General features: G+C 57.8%; 25 protein-coding genes and 1 pseudogene. 13 read left to right on the plus strand and 13 right to left on the minus strand.

All coding sequences use genetic code 11. The features are described from left to right. Positions 1-43 precede the first annotated feature (43 nt). Positions 44-226: a hypothetical protein gene (locus tag IU397_RS20300; RefSeq protein ID WP_204417222.1), complete on the minus strand. Its 183-nt coding sequence runs from the start codon at positions 224-226 to the stop codon at positions 44-46. A gap of 181 nt (positions 227-407) precedes the next feature. Here IU397_RS20300 and IU397_RS20305 point away from each other — a divergent pair, with 181 nt between their 5' ends. From IU397_RS20305 to IU397_RS24030, 6 genes are all read left to right on the plus strand, one after another. After that, positions 408-668: a Rho termination factor gene (locus IU397_RS20305; protein ID WP_204417224.1), complete on the plus strand. Its 261-nt coding sequence runs from the start codon at positions 408-410 to the stop codon at positions 666-668. Between the two features lie 9 nt (positions 669-677). Beyond that, positions 678-890, plus strand: coding sequence for a DUF2945 domain-containing protein (locus tag IU397_RS20310; protein WP_204417225.1), 213 nt, complete (start codon positions 678-680; stop codon positions 888-890). A gap of 12 nt (positions 891-902) precedes the next feature. Further along, a complete protein-coding gene (locus IU397_RS20315) occupies positions 903-1,094 on the plus strand; it encodes a PLDc N-terminal domain-containing protein (RefSeq protein ID WP_204417226.1) in 192 nt (63 codons plus the stop codon). Positions 1,095-1,452: 358 nt separating this feature from the next. Further along, the gene (locus tag IU397_RS20320) at positions 1,453-1,869 is read left to right on the plus strand and encodes a hypothetical protein (RefSeq protein ID WP_204417227.1); all 417 of its coding nucleotides are present in this window, start codon (positions 1,453-1,455) and stop codon (positions 1,867-1,869) included. Positions 1,870-2,022: 153 nt separating this feature from the next. Further along, positions 2,023-2,673: a Crp/Fnr family transcriptional regulator gene (locus IU397_RS20325; RefSeq protein WP_204417228.1), complete on the plus strand. Its 651-nt coding sequence runs from the start codon at positions 2,023-2,025 to the stop codon at positions 2,671-2,673. Positions 2,674-2,814: 141 nt separating this feature from the next. Beyond that, positions 2,815-3,129 (plus strand): hypothetical protein, encoded by a 315-nt coding sequence (locus IU397_RS24030; RefSeq protein ID WP_370541744.1) that lies wholly within the window; start codon positions 2,815-2,817, stop codon positions 3,127-3,129. Here the strand turns inward: IU397_RS24030 and IU397_RS20335 are convergent. Genes IU397_RS20335 through IU397_RS20350 form a run of 4 tightly spaced genes read right to left on the minus strand, consistent with a single transcriptional unit; the run spans position 3,026 to position 7,011 of the window. Beyond that, on the minus strand, positions 3,026-4,537 hold the full coding sequence (locus IU397_RS20335) for a phospholipase D family protein (protein ID WP_204417230.1): 1,512 nt from the start codon (positions 4,535-4,537) through the stop codon (positions 3,026-3,028). The two genes, IU397_RS24030 and IU397_RS20335, sit on opposite strands and share 104 nt — an antisense overlap. Further along, positions 4,515-6,224, minus strand: coding sequence for a sensor histidine kinase (locus IU397_RS20340; protein WP_204417231.1), 1,710 nt, complete (start codon positions 6,222-6,224; stop codon positions 4,515-4,517). Before IU397_RS20340 ends, IU397_RS20335 begins: the two co-directional genes overlap by 23 nt. 54 nt (positions 6,225-6,278) lie before the next feature. Next, positions 6,279-6,782, minus strand: a complete 504-nt coding sequence (locus IU397_RS20345) for an RNA polymerase sigma factor (RefSeq protein WP_239479952.1) — start codon at positions 6,780-6,782, stop codon at positions 6,279-6,281. A gap of 28 nt (positions 6,783-6,810) precedes the next feature. Continuing rightward, on the minus strand, positions 6,811-7,011 hold the full coding sequence (locus IU397_RS20350) for a NepR family anti-sigma factor (RefSeq protein WP_370541745.1): 201 nt from the start codon (positions 7,009-7,011) through the stop codon (positions 6,811-6,813). An 81-nt stretch (positions 7,012-7,092) separates the two neighbouring features. On the opposite strand from IU397_RS20350, the gene IU397_RS20355 reads away from it, so the two are divergent. From IU397_RS20355 to IU397_RS20385, 7 genes are all read left to right on the plus strand, one after another. Then, on the plus strand, positions 7,093-7,908 hold the full coding sequence (locus IU397_RS20355; protein WP_204417234.1) for a response regulator: 816 nt from the start codon (positions 7,093-7,095) through the stop codon (positions 7,906-7,908). Between the two features lie 186 nt (positions 7,909-8,094). Continuing rightward, positions 8,095-8,265: a DUF1328 domain-containing protein gene (locus IU397_RS20360; protein ID WP_204417236.1), complete on the plus strand. Its 171-nt coding sequence runs from the start codon at positions 8,095-8,097 to the stop codon at positions 8,263-8,265. Between the two features lie 122 nt (positions 8,266-8,387). Continuing rightward, positions 8,388-8,885, plus strand: coding sequence for a Dps family protein (locus tag IU397_RS20365; protein WP_204417238.1), 498 nt, complete (start codon positions 8,388-8,390; stop codon positions 8,883-8,885). Positions 8,886-9,240: 355 nt separating this feature from the next. Further along, positions 9,241-9,564: a hypothetical protein gene (locus IU397_RS20370; protein ID WP_204417239.1), complete on the plus strand. Its 324-nt coding sequence runs from the start codon at positions 9,241-9,243 to the stop codon at positions 9,562-9,564. 56 nt (positions 9,565-9,620) lie between these two features. Then, positions 9,621-10,715 (plus strand): glycosyltransferase, encoded by a 1,095-nt coding sequence (locus tag IU397_RS20375; RefSeq protein WP_204417240.1) that lies wholly within the window; start codon positions 9,621-9,623, stop codon positions 10,713-10,715. Next, on the plus strand, positions 10,702-12,747 hold the full coding sequence (locus IU397_RS20380; protein WP_204417241.1) for a glycosyltransferase: 2,046 nt from the start codon (positions 10,702-10,704) through the stop codon (positions 12,745-12,747). The genes IU397_RS20375 and IU397_RS20380 overlap by 14 nt, the downstream gene beginning before the upstream one ends. After that, positions 12,744-13,193: a hypothetical protein gene (locus IU397_RS20385; protein ID WP_204417242.1), complete on the plus strand. Its 450-nt coding sequence runs from the start codon at positions 12,744-12,746 to the stop codon at positions 13,191-13,193. Before IU397_RS20380 ends, IU397_RS20385 begins: the two co-directional genes overlap by 4 nt. Positions 13,194-13,571: 378 nt before the next feature. On the opposite strand, the gene IU397_RS20390 is transcribed toward IU397_RS20385, so the two are convergent. From IU397_RS20390 to IU397_RS20425, 8 genes and pseudogenes are all read right to left on the minus strand, one after another. Next, on the minus strand, positions 13,572-14,282 hold the full coding sequence (locus IU397_RS20390) for an alpha/beta fold hydrolase (RefSeq protein ID WP_204417243.1): 711 nt from the start codon (positions 14,280-14,282) through the stop codon (positions 13,572-13,574). 1 nt (position 14,283) lies between these two features. Further along, entirely contained in the window at positions 14,284-15,417 is a 1,134-nt protein-coding gene (locus tag IU397_RS20395) for a cobalamin-independent methionine synthase II family protein (protein WP_204417244.1), read from the minus strand. A gap of 42 nt (positions 15,418-15,459) precedes the next feature. After that, positions 15,460-16,428 carry a nuclear transport factor 2 family protein gene (locus IU397_RS20400; RefSeq protein ID WP_204417245.1) on the minus strand — a complete coding sequence of 323 codons (969 nt, stop codon included), beginning with the start codon at positions 16,426-16,428 and terminating at the stop codon, positions 15,460-15,462. Beyond that, positions 16,421-17,443, minus strand: coding sequence for a LacI family DNA-binding transcriptional regulator (locus IU397_RS20405; protein WP_204417252.1), 1,023 nt, complete (start codon positions 17,441-17,443; stop codon positions 16,421-16,423). Before IU397_RS20405 ends, IU397_RS20400 begins: the two co-directional genes overlap by 8 nt. A gap of 89 nt (positions 17,444-17,532) precedes the next feature. Continuing rightward, positions 17,533-18,183: a hypothetical protein gene (locus IU397_RS20410; RefSeq protein ID WP_370541746.1), complete on the minus strand. Its 651-nt coding sequence runs from the start codon at positions 18,181-18,183 to the stop codon at positions 17,533-17,535. Between the two features lie 3 nt (positions 18,184-18,186). Further along, positions 18,187-18,897: a transporter substrate-binding domain-containing protein gene (locus tag IU397_RS20415; RefSeq protein ID WP_204417247.1), complete on the minus strand. Its 711-nt coding sequence runs from the start codon at positions 18,895-18,897 to the stop codon at positions 18,187-18,189. Next, on the minus strand, positions 18,875-19,306 hold the full coding sequence (locus tag IU397_RS20420) for a VOC family protein (protein ID WP_204417248.1): 432 nt from the start codon (positions 19,304-19,306) through the stop codon (positions 18,875-18,877). The genes IU397_RS20415 and IU397_RS20420 overlap by 23 nt, the downstream gene beginning before the upstream one ends. A 195-nt stretch (positions 19,307-19,501) precedes the next feature. After that, positions 19,502-19,933 (minus strand): annotated as a pseudogene (locus IU397_RS20425) (ester cyclase); the annotation flags it as partial. Positions 19,934-20,056 lie beyond the last annotated feature (123 nt).

Raw genomic sequence — 20,056 nt, forward strand, 5'->3', positions numbered from 1 at the left:
TGTCGTGCGACATACGCGGGGTTGGCTGATTTGTTCCCAACGGTCAGTCGCGCTGTTGTTGGATCGGTTCATGGGCCGATGCCGGTGCGCGTCCGTCGTCTGGTTCAAACAGAGCCAATGTCACGGCCATGATCAGGACCGTGGCAAGGAGCGACAGAAGTAACGGTATCAGGATGTGCCCTTGGTTCGGCCTGTCGTCGGTCGGATCATTTTCGATGTTGGTCATGTCTCTTTCCAATTGTCTGCTCGTTACAGACCCAACCCAAGGCAAGGTGCGTGGTTCCTGCCGGAATCCTCTTATGTCTGTAGAACTTTAGATGATTGTGAGCGGTTCTGGGTGCCGCGCGACTTGGTCAGGGAACTAATTCTGCCGCTGGATGTTGATCTATCAGTTAATGGAGATCGACATGCCAGCCGACCACGGATCATCAATCAAAAATAACGATGTCTACGAAGCCCTGCGCGACAACGGCCAATCCAAATCTAAGGCGGCGGCAATCGCCGATGCGCAAGCCAATGGAGATATGAACTCGTCAGAAAAAGGCGGCAAGGCACCGCGCTATGAGCAGTGGACCAAAGATGAGCTTATCGAGCGCGCCGGTGAGTTGGACATTACTGGGCGCTGGGACATGACCAAACCCACTCTGATCAAGGCGTTACGTGGCTAGGGGGCGATCATGACTTACAGCATAGGAGATACGGTCAAATGGGAGTGGGGGACTGGCACAGGTACGGGCAAGATCGTTGAACGATATACCGACACCGTGACCAAGACCCTGAAGGGCACAGAAGTTACCCGCAACGCAAGTGCGGACAGCCCGGCCTATCTGATCGAACAGGAGGACGATGATAACGTCCTCAAATCCGACAGTGAAATCAGCAAAGTATAAAGGAGTTTAACTATGGTAGAAGTATATGGATTGGGCGGTCTTATCGCCTTGGCGCTCTCAATTTGGGCCATCGTTTCGATTGTAAGCTCAGGCGTATCGACGGGGGCCAAAGTGTTGTGGGTTTTGTTTGTTCTGGTGTTGCCGATCATCGGCTTTATCGTCTGGTTGCTTGCGGGCCCGCGCGGATCGCCGCGGAGTGTCTGACATGCGATTACCCGGTGCCGCTATTCCTGTACCCAGCCCGGCGTCGCTGGGACAGGACGTGGTCTTCAGTTTTCCACATCGCTCCCGATGGCACATGCATTGTATGTCATCGGGGGCTTTATCGTCTGGCGCACAGGGTTGGCCCGCCTGCTGACCGCGGGCCAAATTGCACGATCTCTTTCTTTAAATGTCGTCAACCAGCTTAATCATGACCCACCGCTGGTTAGAGGCAACACCACAGGGCATCTTACCGATTTGGCAATTGGATCCATTCCAGCTGATCAACATCAACCTGAATGGTCGGCATGTCATGGAACAAAAGACGCAAGATGTGCGTTAACTCCTGAAGGTTGCGCGGGTGAAAAAAATCGAAATGCGAATTGACAGTACGTGCGGCAGATCAGGAAAAGACACGGCCCACAAAGGCTACCAGGTCGGTATCTGTAAACGGCCGGGGCAGGCAGTCCGCTCCGAATCGGTTTGCCAGATCGCTTGTGCCATCAATCAATACGGTGCGGGTATTGCAACTTTGGAGAAACGAAAGACATTTCTCAAGCGTATCCTGGGCTTGTCGCACGGAAACGAAACCGATGGTTGGACAAAAATCAGGATTTTCAAAAAGGCGCAAGGCGTCATCCGTTGTGCGGGCATGCACGACGTCAGTGGTCCCCATCGTGTTCAATGCATCTCTGATATCGGCGGCTTCGACAAAACTGTCGACAATTATAAGGCACTGCAAAATCGCATTATGCCGCTGGTCGTCCATTTGGGCTGATCCTTGATCCGAATGCCTCACCTGACATCGCGACGAAACGAAGGGCAATAAACTGTGACATACCAAACGAGTATTCAGGCCGTTAATTGCGCCAAATGCCCGCTTCGGCGGAAAGACGCGTTCATACCGTTCCGGTCTGAAGAGTTGGATTTTATGCAGCGTTTCAAAACAGGGGAAATGATTGTCGATCCAGGCACCCAACTGCTGATGGAAGGGGCGAAGGCGGCACAGCTTTATACGGTGCTGTCCGGCATGGGCATTCGTTACAAGACACTTGAAAACGGACGGCGACAGGTGATCGGCTTCGTCATGCCCGGTGATTTTGTGGGCCTTCAAGCTGGTATTATGGGTGAAATGTGCCATTCCGTGGAGGCATCAACGCCCATGCGGTTATGTGTATTCAACCGGTCGCGCGTTTACGAATTGTACCAGAGTCAGCCAGAGCGCGCCTATGCGCTGACTTATCTGGCCGCGGTCGAGGAGCACTTTCTGGGCGACGCCTTGGCGACTGTCGGGCAACGCAGCGCGTCGGAGAAAATCGCATGGAGTCTCGCGCGATTTTACGCGCGTGCGGCGTCGCTGGATCTTGTCACAAAAAACAAATGTCCGCTGCCGTTTCGCCAACAAGATCTGGCAGATGCGCTGGGATTGTCGTTGGTGCACACCAACAAGACGTTGGCCAAACTAAAACGGGATGGCATCGTGGTTTGGACTAATGGCGAATTGGAGGTGCACAATCTGGCTGAACTACAAAAGCTATCGGGTATCGGTGACGATACGGCGGCCCCACGTCCGCTGATTTAGCCCTTTCCCGAGCGATAATGCGTTAGGCAAGCCCATAATGGAAGCGGTGGTGGCAGCTCGAAGCTATTGCAACGCGCCCGGACATTCTGGATGCGTTGCGCACAGATCCGCAAAGGCGTGTAACCACTCACAAGGGTCGATTTGCGGGTCTGTGCAAGCGATACTTCCGATATGGTTCAGGCGATTGAACGGGTTGAAGATCCGTTTGCGCTGGGCGTGCCATGGCATCCGGAATATCTGTTCAACCGCCGGCCTCATCGCGCTGTTTTTCGCGTCTCTGCGCCCGCGGCGTGGGCCCTTTGGCAACGCACGCTATCGGACCAGAGCCATCGCAGCCGAAGGCTGATCCGGGTCATACGATATCTTCGGTCACGCCGGGCAGCGGCTGGCGATAATCTTTCAGCTTGTCGGGATCGTGGGGCACCAGAAAACCGTGGCGTGCTTCTGGGCGTTTGACCCCGTTTCGCGCAACCTCTCGGCGCCACCACGCGGCCGCCGTTCTGATTTCCAGCGCTTCATCCAGCACGTCGCCATGCCACCAGTGGCCGACAAGGGCGCGCCGAAGTGTGGCCAACCGATGCGGATCGGTGATGTGGAGCGCCACTTCCGTGTCCCACATCATCGACCGCCCGTTCATATTTGCGGAGCCCACCAGCGCCATGCTGTCATCGACCATCAGGACTTTGTTGTGGACATGGATGACCGGTGACCCGGCGAGAACCCCAGGACCTTCGCGCGCGGCCAATCTGGGCTGGACGGGGGAGGCGATGCAGGCGCGATCCCCAAACGCGGTCTGTACCATATCCAAGCATTTGGCCTGCAATGCCATCCCGTAGCGGGCATCAAGGCCACGATTGCCTTCGAACGCGACATCTTCTGGCAAGGCCGGCAGAATGAGGATGAGGGATATGTCTGGCATGTCCTGCGCGGCCTGGGCCAAAGCCTTTGCCAGTTTGGTGGAGCGCAGGAATTGCGTCTCGATATGGATCAGATTTTTCGCGCTGCGGAAGGCGGCGATATGCTCTGCCTCGATTTCATTCAGCAGGGTGTCAGGCGATAGCGCCCAAAGTCCAAATCGCCGCGGCGCCGACAATGTGCGCCTAAGGTGCGTGCCCTTTCGCGGCACCGTCTGCCGCGCGATCTGGTCAAGGAAACCGTCCAGATGTATGGCGGCTTCCTGGGCTTCGGGTCCCGTTGTCAGCACTTGCACATCCGACCATGTGGCATGCGCTGGTTGATCGTGATCGGTCGTGTCATAGCGCCGCTCATTCAGGTCCAACCCGCCGATATATAGGGTCGTACGATCAATCACAGCCACTTTCTGATGGTGGGAGACCGTGCGCAGTTCGGGCATCTCGTCTGACCTTAGACCGATCGCCTGCCGTGTCTGGCGAACTGTGTTGAGAGAGCGCAGGCGATCTCTCAATTTTTTCAGCACGAAGGGCATTAGGGCCAGACGCGGTAACAGACCCGCGCGCGCGGGATGCAGCGAGGCGATCACTTCGATCTGGTCCGCATGTTCTTGTCCCACCATTTCTGCCAGCGCTGCGGCCTGGCGTTTGCAGCGCCAGCACAATTCATGCAGTTCGGTCGCCATCACCGGGTCAAAATCGCTGACAACCAGTCGAAATCGAACGCCTCGGCGCACCACATGGGCCACCAGATCAAACCATGTCTCTCCGACTTCGCGGGCTTCGGGGCTGCGCAATCGGGTGGTGAAATCGAACAGGCGAAAGGCTGCAGAGATTTCGGTCCGCGCCTCCAGTATGGCGCGTTCGAACTCTGGCCAGGCTTGATCAGCGGTGATCAAAACCTCAAACCGATCTGCCTTTGTGGAGGGATCAGACGACGGCGTGGACATCATCTGCGGTCGCGAGATCCGGCGGCGGGCCGGGATCGAACAGGATAACAGGGAAGGTCACGTCATAAATGTAGCCCTCGGGCGTTTCCTGTTGCTGCGCATGTCCCTCCAATTGCGAAACGAACGCATACATCAGCTTGTGGCCAATGCCGCTGCCCACAAATTCCTCATCCGGGTCGATGGTCATCTCGCCTTTGGTATTTGTGATCGAAAGGCGGACAGTGCTGTCATCGACCAAGCGAAAGCTTACGTGGATCTTAGGTGGGCCATTCTGGGGGACCCCGACATATTTCACGGCATTTGTCAGAGCCTCCGCCGCAAGCATCGATAGGGTCACAGCCTGATCCTGACCAAGCGAGATTGACTCGATATCGGATGTAACAACGACGCTTTGACCGCCCACCTCCGTCGTGGGTGCCAACTCGTTCACAAGCCGATCCATCAGCGATTTGCTATCTACCGACGTCATTTGTGTGGTCGTGTTGAGCGTATGATGCACTGTCGCCAGCCCACGAACCCGGCGCTGCAATTGCGACAAGAGCCTGCGCGTTTCAGGTGTTCGGGCAGTCCGACGGTGCATGTTCATGATCGAGGCGATGAGTTGCAGGTTGTTCTTCACCCTATGATGAACTTCGCGCAACAGCACGGTTTTTTCGTGTAGATCTTCTTCTCGCTGAGCCTCGGCCTTGGCGAGGATAGTCGCCATGTTATTGAAGGCATTTCCCAATATCTCGAACTCCGCGGGCGGCGTATCCAGTTTGACCTTGATCTCGTCCCGCTCGCCCATGGCAAAGCGGCGCATGGCGTGGCGCAACCTGTCAACATGGCGCACGACAAGCCGGTTCAATCCAAGAAACGCGACCGTGATCCCGGCAAACCACATCAACACCGGAAAGGCCAACGCCACCAGCACGCCCGTCGGCCCGGTGATCTGCTGGTTGCGGGTGGCGGGCCAGGACCCGACAACCACCACTTCATTTCCGATCATGCTGCTGATCGCAAAAAGGCGCCGTTTTCCATCCCGTCTGGTGGCCATAAAGGTTGCCCCCACCCGCGCGGTCAGATCTGGCACGGCAAGATCCTCAGGCAAAAGGTCTTCGGCATTTTGGAGCCCGCGGGTGGAAGACAAGATATCGCCGTCCCGGTTGATTGTTAGGTATTCGGCACCCCTCTGGGACCAGCGTTCATCAATCAGGGTCTCTGTCAGGCTGTGGGGCACAGAGAGTGAAGCAAATCCCAGCAATGTTCCGTTATCAAAAACAGGGTTGCTGACAATGATGACCGACTGGCCGGATGCGGCACCAGATGGGTTGACCTCAAACGACTGTTCCTGTCGTTCCATGGCCCGTTTGAAGGAGGGTGCGGCGGAAAAATCGATGATCTTTCCATTGGATGCACAGTTCATCATGCCATCGGCATTGACGAACCCGGCAAAGACCAGACGCTCTTGCATGTCCAGAAACCGGCGCATGGCAGCCGAACATGCGTCAGGGTCGTCGACCAATTCCACAATACTCGCGCTGAGCCCCTCCGAGGCACCCAGCGCGCGTTCAAGCAGGCGACGCTCGGCAGCGGCTGCCCGCTCCGTTTCGGCCAGGACAGCCGATTGAACCAGTTCAGATGCGTTATCAACAACCTCTCGGGTCTGCCAAAGGGCGATGGTGCCCAATGGCAGAAGCGCGAATGTCATGATTCCCGCAAGCCTAAGCGGCAATCCACGGATCTTCAGATGATCCCGCAAGGGTCAGGCAGCGGATCTGGCAGAGACGATCCCGGCTGTCACGCTATCGGTGAGTTCCACAGCGTCGCCTTTATCCAAGCCCATCATTTCAGTCAGGTGGGCGCGACCGCGATTGACGCGGCTTTTGATCGTGCCGATGGCAACACCGCAGGTCTCCGCCGCTTCTTCGTACGAAAAACCGCCAGCGCCGACCAGAACAAGCGCCTCGCGCTGTTCATCAGTCAGCTTGTCAAACGCCATACCGAAATCGCGCATGGCAAGCCTGCCATCATGATCAGGCTTCTGTGCCAGTCCTTCCGCGTAGACACCGTCGATATCCTCGACCTCGTTCTTCCGCTTTCGGTGCAGCGAATAATAGGTGTTGCGCAGGATCGTGAAAAGCCATGCCCGCATGTTGGAGCCGGGCTCAAAAGAACCGATATTCGACCAGGCCTTGATCAATGCTTCCTGCACCAGATCATCAGCGGTGGCACTGTTGCGACACAGGCTCATGGCGAAAGCGCGCATAGACCCCAGATGTTCAACCAATTCGTCTTTAGGATCCATTAGTATCGTCGCCTTTCTGGCTGGTGCCTTCATCGGCGGCGCGCAACTTGTTCAGCAAATCACTAAAGCGGTCCGGCACGGGCGCGGAAGCAAGCTGATCGAATACGAGCTTGAGGTTGTCATCGATCTGGCGATCAACCTCACTCTGCTCCTTCGCGATCTTCGAATGTGTATTCATTTTGTCCGTCATTTTTTCGAGCTACCTTGGAACTTGAACGCGCTGCCGGGCGTATTGTTCCCAACAGTTAGTGAAAAAAAGGGTAAAATCAAAATGACAGGTTTGACGGGAGATGATCTTGCCAACCAGGTTGGTGCCAACCTGCCATATCTACGCCGCTACGCGCGCGCACTTACGGGCAGCCAAGGCAGCGGCGATAAATATGCCGTTGCCACCCTGGAAGCTATTTTGGCGGATCATTCGCAGTACAACACGGATCTTGCCCCCAAGACCGCACTGTTCCGGGCTTTTCATCTGATCTGGACCTCCACGGGCGCTCCCATTGACGACGATGCCGGCGATACCGGTCTTGAGTCGCGTGCCCACCAGCATCTTGCACGTCTGACGCCAAATACGCGCGAAGCGTTGCTGCTTCACACGATCGAGGAATTTTCCCCCCAAGAGCTTGCCTCTATCATGGGTGTGTCTGAGACTGAATCGGCTCAGCTTGTCGAGATCGCCTATACCGAGATGGCGCAAGCCATGTCAGGCCGGATCATGATCATCGAAGATGAAGCTATCATCGCGATGGATCTGGAAAGCATCGTGACCGAGATGGGGCACCGTGTGACGGGCATCGCTCGCACCGTCGACGCCGCAATGAAGCTGGCTGAACGGGAAGCATGCGATCTGATCCTATCGGATATTCAGTTGGCCGATGGTTCCAGTGGTATCGATGCGGTCAATGGCATCCTGGCGAAGCATGGCGACCGGCCTGTCATCTTCATCACGGCCTTTCCGGAACGTCTGCTGACGGGGGAGGGACCGGAACCGGCCTTCTTGATCGCCAAACCCTACACGGAAACGCAGGTGAAGTCTGCCGTGAGCCAAGCCATGTTCTTTTCGTCAACGGAAACTCTCAAGGCGTAGGCTATCGTTCAGATTCACGCCGGTGGAGCCGTTTTTCGATCCCCCGGCGGCGGGTCCACCCCATCGGCTATCGCAATGGATCGGAACACCAATCCGCCTCGAAACGTCAGGACCTCCCCTTTGGGAACCAATCAGCTGATCCACGGATTGGTTTAATGCAGAGGCCGTCAACCAGCGAGGGGAGCGATGACGTATTGGGCTACGACATTTCTGATCTTTGCCGTCATCGCCGGCGTATTTGGCTTCGGTGGTTTTGCCGTGACGGCGGTTGGCCTTGCGCAAATACTCTGTGGTGTTTTCGTGGTCATGTTTCTGATCACTTTGGTGATCATCTTGGTCAGGGGACGCAGAGGGTGATGGGGACCATCCTTCGCGATATTCCTGGCGCCCCGCGCGCTGCAGCAAATCTCCTATCAGGGTGGAACTCCTGATAGGATCAGGCGTTAGCCGGGCAGACTGCAACGATAAAGGATCCTATCATGACCGACGCACTCAAAGTCATCCCGAGTGACGACGACGTTTCAACCGGTGTAAGCGATACAACCGCCATTGCAGACGGTCTGGGCGATGTCCTGGCCGACACATACCACCTGATTTTCAAGACCCACGCCTATCACTGGAATGTGGAAGGGCCGCTGTTCTTTTCCATCCACAAACTGACCGAAGAGCAGTATGAGGAGATGTTTGCGGCCGCGGATGACCTGGCCGAACGTATCCGGGCCCTGGGCCATCTCGCGCCGTCGCGTCTGAACAACATCGTGGCGCGATCCAAGATCAAAGATGGCGAAGCAAAGGTGAGCGCTGCCCAAATGCTCGCCGATCTGTCATCAGATCATGAGCGTATTGCCCATCGTTTGCATGCCCTGGCGGAGATGAGCGCCGAACGCAAAGATATCGTGACCGAAGATTTGGCAACCGCACGTTCTGCTTTCCACGAACAGGCCGCCTGGATGTTGCGGGCCATCGCCAAAAGCTAACTTGTCCACGCGCAAATTGCGATCTCATGCTCCACTTGAACGCCAGTGTTCGGGTGGGGCTTCCATTTTCAGCTTTACGACTGGGCTGTCTGAAGTCTCGTATTGGAACGCGCCACGCCCAGTTAGGCGCGCATATCACGGCGTTCATTGTGCGGTTTCATGGAGGCGCGTTGTTGCGTTAACCTCCTCTGGATGCCAAGGCAGCATTGATCTGATCCTGTCCGGCTTTGCAAAAGTTTTAAGCAATCAAAGGCGCCGACGGGGCCCCTGAAAGGCCTGAATTTACGGCCCATTAAGCCACACGAACTATTCCATGAAGCAGGTCGAAATTGCCAATGGATGAGATGAGAAGACTATGGAAAAATTGAACAAACTCGGGCTGATTATATCAGCCTTGGCGATCACGGGCGTCATGTCCATGCCCGCCAACGCAATGTCGCGGGATGAACTGGCTGCGGTTCGCGATCTGGTCGAGGCACGCAATGCCGCCGGCCTGCGTGAGTTCTTGCAGGCAAATCCGCAGGTGATGAATGACACACCGCTTGGCAAAGAACTGTCCGACTTCATGCAGGAAGCACGGTCGGGTAACGTCTTTGGCGCACTGGCTGCACGCAGTGCTGTATCACGGAATATACAGGCTGCTGTCGAAGCTGCCAAGAGCGACAGCTCGCTCTACTAAAGTATCGCAACTGAGGCACTTCCCGCAGGCAGGACCTGTGGCGAAAGGAGGCCAGAATGGCCGATTCTCTCCCCGGTGTTACACTTGTAATCGATCCGCGTTTTAGTGGCGGCACCTCGTCCGCCGTGGCGACCGAAATTCGTGTGATGTCTTCTTTCTGCCGCCTGCGTGTCGCCGCTGTGTCGTCGGCCATGTTTTCGGGCAATACCGCGCATCCTGCGATCATCGATGCGTGCGAGGCAACGGGTGTTACCATGACATGGGATGCACCGACAATTGCCGATCAGATCGTCGTACTCCATAATCCATCTTTTCTCAAATTCGACCAACATTTCGCCAGCCGTATCGTCGCTGATCAGCTTTTCGTCGTATGTCATGAGAACTTTCTCAGGCCTGGCGGTGGCGAGGGTTTCGCGGTGCGTCATTGCCTTGATCTCATCCAATCGGCAAGCCTGTGTCGTACCCGCTCTCTCGCTCCAATTTCGGCTTGGAACCGCAAGACCATCTACGACTGGGCGGAGACTATCGGTAACTTGCCTGGCTGGGCGATTGCCCACGAGGACTGGACCAATATCTGCTCTTTCGACCTGCAGGATCCGGTCGTTCATCCCCGGGATCGCCGCGGACGGCTGTCGCGCCCGGGGTTCGAGAAGTTCCCCGATCTTGAGACATTGCATCAAATCTTTCCCGACACCTGTGAAGCGGTTCGCATTCTGGGAGCCGACAGCTTGATGGCGGATGATGTACCGTCCCATTGGGATCTGATCCCTTTTCGGGCGGAACCGGTGACCGCGTTTCTATCGACCATAGACTTCTTCATTTACTACACAAACACCCGGTGGAGAGAGAGCTTTGGGCGCGTCATCGCAGAAGCCATCGCCGCGGGAAAGCTGGTTATCACGGATCCTGATACCGCCCAGATATTTGGTCCCGGCGTTCTCGGGGCACAGCCGTTCGAGGTTAATGATCTGGTCGCCAAACACATCGCGGCACCCGCGCTCTATGCCAGCCGGGTAGAGATGGCCCAGGCTGGTTTGAGCAGATTTTCCGCCTCCGCCTTTAAGGAGCGATTCAACCGAACGATTGCCGGTCCACCCGCTTTCGATCGCAAGCCCGGTTCAGAGAACGAGGATATCTATGCTCTTTTGTGACACAGTCCAGGACGACGCAGGCGCGTTCGATACGCTCAGCGTGTTCTGCTCCCAAGCTCGTGGTGCCGGTGTACCAATCGCCATTCATCGGCGGTCGCTGCCCGAAACACTTGATCTGGGACAGCGCTACGATCTGGCATCGCTCGTAACCGACATATCGCCTGATAACGCTTCCGGTCTGGTCTTGATCGGTGGCGATAAGCCGAGCGATAGCAGTCTAATTCGCTTGCGCCGCCTTATGGGCGGACACGCCATTCCGACCACATATTTTGGCCAGTTCGACAGCGATCAAAAGCGGATCGCAGCAGCCGCGCGCCTGTCCTATGCTATCGGGGTAGAGCCGACCCTGCGCGACACCCAGATCATCCCCGGTCTGCGAACCGGTTCGATCCCACTCTTTGCAAGCAAGGCTGTCAATTCCGTGGCGGCAAAACCTCGCCTGGCCTTCATTCTGCCCAATGTGGATGCGCCTGAAACCGTCAGCGCGATACGCGCCCTGTCCACGAGCCGGGTTTTCGATGTCAGTGTGATCACGACCGGTCAAGGCAAAGGACAATGGGCCGACAAGCTGGGGGCGGGTGTGCCCCTGTGGCATATGTCCGAAGTTCTGCCACGATCTTTGGCAGCACAGATCGATATCGCCATATTCTGCAGTGAGCCACTCCAATGGTATCGCTTCAACGCTTTGGTCGCCAATTTGGTCGGCAATCGAGCCATCATGGTGGATGCCACACCCGACCGCGACTGGTCTGCTCTACCGGATGGGATCATTCCGGGCACGTTGGATGGCGCGGCGCTGTTGACGTGGCTCCAAAACGACATCCTGCCATCGACCGCAGATATCGCGGCGGCCATGGGGGCGTCAAAACTCCGCAAAGCCTTGAACTTACCCGAAGACCTGGCGATTGCCGCAGCCACACCTTCGCCTCTGATTGCAAAGAGCGCCCCCAACTTGCGACATGAGGGCAAGTTGGTCTTCATGCCGACCAATGGTGTCGGGCTCGGCCACGCAAAGCGATGCTCACTTGTCGCCGGCGCCCTCGAAGATCCACGCCGGGCGGTTTTTGCGGCGTTCCCTTCGTGCCTTCAGATGCTGAACAATGCGGGCTTCGACGCCGCCCCGCTGGTGTCCAAATCACCTCACCGCCCGAACCACGCGAATGATATCGTAAACCATACGCGGCTGAGCACCTTATGCGAGGGTGCCGCTGGCCTCGTATTCGATGGCGGCTACGTTTTCGAAAGCATCATGCGCGCGACACTCGACAATGAACTACCAAGCATCTGGATCCGGCGCGGGCTATGGCAGGAGAGCCAAAACAATTCGGTAGCGCTGGATCGACAAAAGATCTTTGACCGGATCGTTGTGCCGACCGAGGCTTTTGACGAACTGAACCATGCAGCACCTCCTGCAGAGAATGCTGTTGAAGTTGGCCCGATTCTGCAACGCTTTGACCTTGGACCACCGGATGTTTCTGCGTTGCGCAAGGGGATTTGTTCCGAAATCCAGTTGGACGGTCGGCAGTTGGTTGTCACCATGCTTGGCGGTGGCGTTGCGGCCGATCGGCGTGCCCAGATCAATGCCGTTTGCGCACATCTCGCATCGAAGCCCGATGTCGTCCATGTGTTAGTGGTCTGGCCAACAGCTGTCTCAGATCCCGCTTGGTTTACCCATAAAAACACGCGCGTCGTGCAAACCTATCATGCCAGCGCGTTGATTGCGGCAGCGGATCTTTTGGTATCAGCCGCGGGATACAACAGTTTTCACGAGGCGCTTTATGGCGCAGTTCCCACTATTTTTGTACCCCAGATGGCGGGGTACATGGATGATCAACGCGCCAGAGCTCGCGCGGCGAGCGAACGTGACTTGTCCGTCTTGGTGGAACCGTGGGAAGTGCTGCGTCTGGGGGCGCTGATCGACGAATGCCTTGAAGGCCGCGCTGAACAGATGCGCGAAAGGCTGCGTGGAACGAACCTGCCACCGCTTGGCAACAGCCTGGCCGCCCGCACCATCGAGGAAATCTGCCAATGACCACTATCCGGACTGACGACACCTTTCTTCACTGTCCCGACGCGGAACGTTGGCGGGGTGTGCTTGCACGGGTAAACGGCCATCGGGCCACCAATCTTGACACGGCTGTACGCCCTTTTGATCCGGTCGCCGCAGAAGATCCTGGCAAGGTCTTGTTTCCCGAACCGGACCTTACACCCGTACTGCCCGAAATCGGTGACCAACGCCCTGCTGTTGGTGTGATGGTCGAGGACGCATTGACTAAGGATCCCATCGTGCTCGCTGCGCAGCTGGCTGCCCTCGCCTTGGAGAAGGATTGCGAAATCGTGGTGATCTCAGAAAATAATCTGTCGGGTTTCGAGCGATTTGGCTTTCGCACCGAACGTGTGGCAGGCAATACCGAAGCTGAACGGGCTGCCTGCCTTGATCAGATCCGCGCCTTTTGGAACTTGGACATCATTCTTTAGCGCCGTTGCTAGCGGTCAATACGTGCTTTTACGGTTAGATCTCGCGAGGTGATTGGCTCGACGTCCCATGCCCGGGGGTAAAGTGCAGGAACGATAACTTACGCACGGCACCTACAACGTCTGACGTGATAGCTGAAATATTCAATATCGCGTAACGCGTTGAAATATAGGATTTTAGTCAGCGTTATGCGATTGAGTTTTTTCGCATGATGCTTCAAGGCTCAGTGTCTGATCCCGCCACACCGCTCTGTAAATGTATCGATCAGATCGTGTTTGTATCATAAGGTTTACCGGCAGACCACGCATGCCCGAAGTCTACTATCTGCATCAATTGCGTTGATCTGACCGCAGATCGAGAAAGACCGAATGGGCGTGCAGTCATTGCAGAAGAAGAGGCGAGTCCAGCCAGTTCATGAGGATGCGGTTAACGCGTTCGGGCTGCTCCAGAACCGGCAAATGGCCTGCGTCGGGGATCACCTCAAGCTGCGCATCCTGCATCAGGCCGGCCATGACTTCATGGCGTTCCACCGGGCAAAGCGTATCGTGTTCGCCGCACAGGATCAGCGCGGGCACTTTACAGGCGCGCAAAGTCGCTTGCTGGTCGACCCGCCGCTGCAGGGCCCGGCTTTGATCCACAAACACCTCGCCACCCAGGTGCAGCCCCATATCAACGACCAGATGCAAAACCTCTGACCGGGCGGGGCCGGGTGCAAGGTAACTCGGTTTCATCTCATCGCGCAGGATCTCTTCGAGGCGGCCGGTGCGCGCGCCAATGATTTGCGGCTCCCGGGCCGCGGCACGTTGCGGTGTTTCAGGAAGCGGATTGGTATCCATCAGAACCACCCGTGTCACCCGGTCTGGCGCACGCCTCAGAATTTCCATCGCGACGATCCCGCCCATCGACAGCCCAGCCAGCACAAACCGACGCGGCGCATGATCCAGCACCTTGGCGGCCAGGGGCCCCATGCTTGCAGCTCCCGTCAGCGGGGCGACCTGGACAGCGCGGGTCGGCGACAATGCGGTGACCTGCGGCCAGAACAGGCGCGCATCGCACATCATTCCGGGGAGGAAAACAACCGGATCGGGCATCTCAGATCCGGGCCGAGGCCAGGTGGGCGCCCTCGACCAAGGCGCCGAGCTTGGCCCACGCAATTTCGGGATCCACGGCCCCGAACCCGGCAAAGGTCCCAAATCCGCAATCCGATCCGCCAATGACGCGATCCGCACCCACGATCCCCGCAAACCGCGTCAACCGTTCAGCCACGACCTCGGGGTGTTCCACGAAGTTCGTCGTGGTGTCCAATACGCCGGGTACCAGCACCATATCGGCGGGAATTTCGCTCTGGCGATCGCGAAACACGGTCCATTCATGGGCATGGCGCGGGTTCGACGTTTCAAACAAAACCGCGCCGGTATGGACGGACATCAGGGTTCCGAACACTTTGTCCATATCGATATCGCAGACATGCGGGCCTTCGTAGTTGCCCCAGCAGATGTGCACGCGCACCCGGGCGCGATCAATGCCGGCCAATGCGGCGTTCAGCGCCTCAACATGGCTGGCCGCAATGCGCAGGAATTCGTGATCCGTCAGGTCCGCAAACAGCATGTGACGCGACAGGGCCAGATCTGGGCAGTCCAGTTGTAAATCCAACCCGGCATCCACGATGGTGCGGTATTCTTCGGCCATGGCATCACTTAGCGCGGCCAAGTAGGCATCATGGCTGGCATAATGTTCATTCGGCAGAAACAGCGCGATCACCCCGGGTGAGGCTGCATTCATGAACGCGCGATTCGCCCCGTGTTGCGCCATCGCTGTCTTGAGCCGTTTGATATCTGCCTGCAATTCATGCTGCCCTTTGGATCGCACCTCGCCCACGCATTTGGGGCGCGTGTATTGCGGGGTGCCACCGCCCTCTGCCAGTCGTTTCAGGAAGGTCGGAAAGCGCTTTAGATCAGCAGGCGCGTTGCGCGGGCTGTCCCCGTCGAAACCGGTATAGCGATCCTTCACATAGGTCGCGTACGAGATCTTTGCGGTTTCGCCATCGGATATCACATCGATGCCCAGTTCGGCCTGCCGCTTGACCGAGTGATCAACAGCCTGGGCCATGGTCTGTTCAAAGACCGCCCAATCCACGTCTTCTCCATGCTCCCGCGCAAACAACTGATCCACAACATCCTGATTGCGAGGAAGCGAACCGGCATGGGTCGTTGCGATCTTGGTCATGGGCGTCCTGTTCGTTAGGTCAAAGGCGCGCAACGGCGCGGATCAGTTGCTCAGGATTTGCATCCAGATGGCTGTTTCATCGAACATCACATATTCGCGGCGCAGACCCCAGGGGCCAAACTCGGCATGGGCGATCCCCATCACATAAATCTGCGCACCGGTTGGGGCACCGAAAATGCCCCAGCCATCGTGACGCCCCCAAAGAGACCACCTGATTGCAGCGCGCGGGGACATCATATCGTCATCGCGGCCCATAACGTGATGGAGTGTGAAATGGGCGCTGGGGAAAGCGGCGCGCAAGCCCAGCCAGAACCTGTCCGCGGCCTCGTGGCCATGGGTGCTGACCCCGCCTGGATATTCCAGACTGCAGGCGCGGTCCCATGCGTCGGGAATGACAGACAGTTCGGCGCGCATGATGCGTTCCAGAAGATCGGCATATTTTGCGCCCCAGGGGTTGTCATTGCCTGCACCGGTATAGGGGCCTTGGCGGTCGATCTGGGGCGTAAACGCATTTGGCGCGGCCCGTGTCGCCTCATCCATCCCGTCGATCTGTTGCTGCGCCCAGTCGCGGGGCGCGTGACCCATCTGGCGGACGATGGCGCCATTGTCGCGCACCAGCCATTCATCATTGATCTGCCCCGCTTGGGCAAAGCAATCGGCAAAGGCGCGATAGGTCAGCTGTTTGCCCGTTGCGGGGCCGAACGGCCCGTCGCCCAGATGCGTGGCCTGGCTCAGGATCCGGTGCGAACTGAGCATCCCATCTTCGGGCGTGCCGGACCATATGACGTCTTCTCCTAGCAGGACCCTGTCGGGAAAAGCGTGCAGGGTTTCCAGCGTGGCCTTGGTCATAGACGGCTCACCCGAACCGATGCCGGACGGTGTGCGCACGATCACATCCGGGTGGTAATAAGACTTCATGGCCGGGCCGAGCCCGCGCTGCTCCCAGATTTCCTCGGTAATGCCCAGGATGTAATCGGGAAAATCCCTGAATTTGTTACTGAAATTATTCATCCCAATCCTCTGGCTTGCGCGCCGATGCCCGCACAATAAGCGGACCATCGATTTCGATATGCTTTGGGTCAAGCTCTGGCTCTTCGATCCGGGACAATAAAAGATCCACGGTGGCCGTCACCATCTGGTTCACAGGTTGACGCAGCGTGGTCAAGTCATAGGCGGGCCAAGCCGCCAAAGGAACGTCATCATATCCCACGATCGATACATCGCCGGGCACATCCACGCCAAGTTCAAATCGTAACACATCCAATGCAGCCACGGCCATATGGTCATTGCCAACAAAGATCGCATCGGGCCGTGACGCCTCGCCCCACCAGTCCCGCACGATTTGCGCGGCGGTTTCCCGTTCATAAAGCCCATCGGCAATGGCCAAGGGCGCCAGGCCCGCTTGGTCGAGCCCCGCCAGAAATCCGGCCTTGCGATCCCGGCCCGTGCTTGATCCATCCCAGCCCGATATATGGGCGATGCGCTGATGCCCGCCCGCCACCAAGAACCGCGCGATCCGCGCGCCGCCTGCAATATTGGCGCTGGTGATCTTGCTGCACCGCCCATCTTCATGTCCGCGATTGAACAGCACAACGGGGATCCCCTCGCTTTGACAGGCGCGGATCAGTTCGTCCGACAATCCGACCGAGGCCGCGATAAGGCCGTCCACCTGATAGTCGATCAATTCCTGCATCACACGATCCGCCTCGGGGCCGCGCCCGCGCGCCATGAAGATCAGGATGTGATATCCCTTATCCTGCAAGGCGTTGGACAGCTTTTCCAGCACATCGGGATAAAACTGGTTTTCCAGATAGGCCACGACCAGCCCGATGATCTTTGATCGGCCCGTGATCAATCCGCGGGCCAGGGCATTGGGGCGATAGCCAAGTTCGGCAGCGGCGGCGCGTACCTTGGCCGCCATACCCGGGCTGACGCTGGCCCCCGGTGTGAAAACACGGCTGACCGCCGATTGGCTGACGCCCGCCTGGGCCGCTACATCCATGGAGGTCACCTTGCGGCTCATGATGCGTCCGGCACCGACACTTCGAAACCGGAGCGGGCGTGGTGCCGCGACAGGTTGGGTGTTAGATCAGCGGGATGGTCCATTCCAAACTGCTACCCCCGCCAACGGGGCAATGTCGAGGGGGAAGGCAACCCAGACAATTGCGGAAAGTCATGGTAGCGGGCCCGTCGCTGCTCAGGCGGTTCCACCGGTTCCATGCCCGCAGCCAGCAACTTGCCGCGCGGCGTGATGTAGCTGCTGATGGTACGGCGGGGAACGGGCTCCCACGTGATGTTAAACGCGGCCAATTTGGGAAAGAACCATTGCTCGGAATAGGGCAGATGGTCATGGATCCACCACGCCAGATCCCGCCAATCCCGCCCGCGCTCATATTGATCCGTAAACCACGGGATCGCGATGGAAGCCCCGGCGATGGGGCTGCCGGGTCTGTCCCAGATGTGACACTCGATCGGGTTGTCGTTTCTGGCGCAGTTCAACTTGTTCTTGTTCCCAAACCGGTTCAGCGTTGGCGACCGATATCCGGACCGAACTGCCACACGCCCGAAAGTCTCCTCCAGCGGGTCCAGCAATTGCGTGCAAAGCGACCGTCCATGGGCGATGGCGCGGTCGGGGTCTTCGGGAATATTGGGGATGCCGTGGATATTGCCGATCTCCGAATATAGAAATTCCCGCATATAGAAGTATCGGCTCAGCCTGACCCGCCCCAGTGTCTCAAGGCTCCACATGGATTTTGGCGGGCGCATCTTTCAGCCCGCGATCAGGTTGACCGCTTGGTCCGAAAAACCGTAGCACGCCATGATCTGCCGGTGAGACGGGCTCCCCAGGTAATATGCCAGAAAATCATCCAGATCGCGCTGCAGTTCAGATGCACTCAGCGACAGTGCAAAGGCGCCAAAACTGGCCGGTGCCTCATCGGTAGAGACATCGACACAGTCCAATCCATGATCCACCTCGCCGTCCAGATACCCACGATGGGCCCGCGAAACGCTCGTATAGGCATCGACCTTTCCCTGGGCCACCGCTGCAGCGGCATCTCCGTAATCATCAAATAGTGTGATCCGTTCCGCCGGAATACCAGCATCTAGGGCTCGTCCATGTTGGATCTGGGCATATGACACCGCCAACCGGGCTGTGGGATGTGCGGCCGGATCCCCATAGCCGCATAGGCCCAGCGGCTTGCCGGCCTTCATCATCAAACCACCGGTCAGTGCCCAAATGGGGGGGCCCAACCATGCGGTCTTGCGTCTGTCTTCTGTCGCGAACATCGCCGTTGTCATATCCCAGTCACCGATTCCAAGGCCGGGCAGCAGCTTCTGAAACGTCGTCTCTATCGGCTGCCACGGCCCCGATGCCAGCGCGTTATTGGCCGCTTGTGCCAGGTCCACATCGCAGCCCATGACCGCGCCCGATGGCTCACGGTGGTTGAATGGTCGCTCAATGATATGGGCGAATTTCATCGTCGCACTCCGGGGTTACGTATGATCCCGAATCGGGGGCCACGGTTTGTGGCTGGTAGGTGCCAAAGCTCCATTCACGTCCTTCGGGATCCCGCGCGCGGTAGCGGTCCGTGTCCCATTCGGTTTGCTCAGGCGGATAGACGATGGCGGCGCCAGCCGACGCGACGGTGGCATGGTGGGCGGCCACATCCTCGACCACCAGATCGATCCCTGGTGATTCTTTCGGCAGATCGACCGTCGCCATCATGATGACCCCGTTACCGTGTTTCAGTTCTGCATGCAGCACTGTGCCATCATCGGTTTTCGCGACCCGCACGACCTCCATCCCAACGACGCGGGTCAAAAACTCAACAGCCCCGCCGCCATCCTTGTAGCTTAGAGAAGGAACGATATGGGGTGTGTCAGTCATGGTGATGACTCTCCGTGGCTTCAGATATCGTCCGGCTCGTTCTCCCCGGGAAGGCACCATCCTGTCCGACAGGCGATCTGTCGGATCCGATCCTGAAAAGCCGCCGACCATGGCTGCCGCCTTCAAATCCCGCACAGCGCGGCTGATCAGGCCCACCCATTGTTCCACCCCACGCCTCCCGCCGGGTCGACGGTATCAAGTCAGGCCGGATCTGCCCAGCAAGGGGGCGGCACGTTCGCGCATGCGGGCCAGAACATCCAACCCAAGCTGATCGTAGGCGTCCAGCAGATCGACGAGCACCCAGTTCTCGCGGATCAGCCCGTCCTCAAGCCGCCAGAAGTCAAGCGAGCGCAAGGTGATCTTTTGTCCCGTCGGCGGCAGACCAAGCTACCCGCCATGGCTGAGCGTTTGCGCCATATTGGGCCAGCCCGTCACGCCCACATAGGCGCCCTCTGCCAGAAAACGACAGGTCGTGCCGTCGGGGTGGCTGCCCCGGTCGGGCATGGCCGACAAAAAGGGGATCTGATGGTGCTGTCGAAATCCTTCGATCCCGCGCATCGTCCCGATGCCCGCCGGACCGTACCACATTGTGCACGGATGCTAGAACCGAGACATCTCCATGATCTCCGTGACCTGCTCCCCTTAGAGTCCGCTAATTTAGGTTAGCTCTGTTCAGGTTTTGGTCTTCCTTTGACCGGTTAGCATATTCGGCTGGCGTCATACCAGCGAGGCTTGTGTGCGGACGGTGGT

It is taken from the genome of Actibacterium sp. 188UL27-1, assembly GCF_016901225.1.
Classification (GTDB): Bacteria; Pseudomonadota; Alphaproteobacteria; order Rhodobacterales; family Rhodobacteraceae; genus 188UL27-1.

What these genes read in the sequence shown, in the direction of transcription:
- IU397_RS20300 (WP_204417222.1), bottom strand. Translation starts at nt 226, where the DNA reads ATGACCAACATCGAAAATGATCCGACCGACGACAGGCCGAACCAAGGG.
- IU397_RS20305 (WP_204417224.1), top strand. Translation starts at nt 408, where the DNA reads ATGCCAGCCGACCACGGATCATCAATCAAAAATAACGATGTCTACGAA.
- IU397_RS20310 (WP_204417225.1), top strand. Translation starts at nt 678, where the DNA reads ATGACTTACAGCATAGGAGATACGGTCAAATGGGAGTGGGGGACTGGC.
- IU397_RS20315 (WP_204417226.1), top strand. Translation starts at nt 903, where the DNA reads ATGGTAGAAGTATATGGATTGGGCGGTCTTATCGCCTTGGCGCTCTCA.
- IU397_RS20325 (WP_204417228.1), top strand. Translation starts at nt 2,023, where the DNA reads ATGCAGCGTTTCAAAACAGGGGAAATGATTGTCGATCCAGGCACCCAA.
- IU397_RS20335 (WP_204417230.1), bottom strand. Translation starts at nt 4,537, where the DNA reads ATGATGTCCACGCCGTCGTCTGATCCCTCCACAAAGGCAGATCGGTTT.
- IU397_RS20340 (WP_204417231.1), bottom strand. Translation starts at nt 6,224, where the DNA reads ATGACATTCGCGCTTCTGCCATTGGGCACCATCGCCCTTTGGCAGACC.
- IU397_RS20345 (WP_239479952.1), bottom strand. Translation starts at nt 6,782, where the DNA reads ATGCGCGCTTTCGCCATGAGCCTGTGTCGCAACAGTGCCACCGCTGAT.
- IU397_RS20350 (WP_370541745.1), bottom strand. Translation starts at nt 7,011, where the DNA reads ATGACGGACAAAATGAATACACATTCGAAGATCGCGAAGGAGCAGAGT.
- IU397_RS20355 (WP_204417234.1), top strand. Translation starts at nt 7,093, where the DNA reads ATGACAGGTTTGACGGGAGATGATCTTGCCAACCAGGTTGGTGCCAAC.
- IU397_RS20360 (WP_204417236.1), top strand. Translation starts at nt 8,095, where the DNA reads ATGACGTATTGGGCTACGACATTTCTGATCTTTGCCGTCATCGCCGGC.
- IU397_RS20365 (WP_204417238.1), top strand. Translation starts at nt 8,388, where the DNA reads ATGACCGACGCACTCAAAGTCATCCCGAGTGACGACGACGTTTCAACC.
- IU397_RS20370 (WP_204417239.1), top strand. Translation starts at nt 9,241, where the DNA reads ATGGAAAAATTGAACAAACTCGGGCTGATTATATCAGCCTTGGCGATC.
- IU397_RS20375 (WP_204417240.1), top strand. Translation starts at nt 9,621, where the DNA reads ATGGCCGATTCTCTCCCCGGTGTTACACTTGTAATCGATCCGCGTTTT.
- IU397_RS20380 (WP_204417241.1), top strand. Translation starts at nt 10,702, where the DNA reads ATGCTCTTTTGTGACACAGTCCAGGACGACGCAGGCGCGTTCGATACG.
- IU397_RS20385 (WP_204417242.1), top strand. Translation starts at nt 12,744, where the DNA reads ATGACCACTATCCGGACTGACGACACCTTTCTTCACTGTCCCGACGCG.
- IU397_RS20390 (WP_204417243.1), bottom strand. Translation starts at nt 14,282, where the DNA reads ATGCCCGATCCGGTTGTTTTCCTCCCCGGAATGATGTGCGATGCGCGC.
- IU397_RS20395 (WP_204417244.1), bottom strand. Translation starts at nt 15,417, where the DNA reads ATGACCAAGATCGCAACGACCCATGCCGGTTCGCTTCCTCGCAATCAG.
- IU397_RS20400 (WP_204417245.1), bottom strand. Translation starts at nt 16,428, where the DNA reads ATGAATAATTTCAGTAACAAATTCAGGGATTTTCCCGATTACATCCTG.
- IU397_RS20410 (WP_370541746.1), bottom strand. Translation starts at nt 18,183, where the DNA reads ATGCGCCCGCCAAAATCCATGTGGAGCCTTGAGACACTGGGGCGGGTC.
- IU397_RS20415 (WP_204417247.1), bottom strand. Translation starts at nt 18,897, where the DNA reads ATGAAATTCGCCCATATCATTGAGCGACCATTCAACCACCGTGAGCCA.
- IU397_RS20420 (WP_204417248.1), bottom strand. Translation starts at nt 19,306, where the DNA reads ATGACTGACACACCCCATATCGTTCCTTCTCTAAGCTACAAGGATGGC.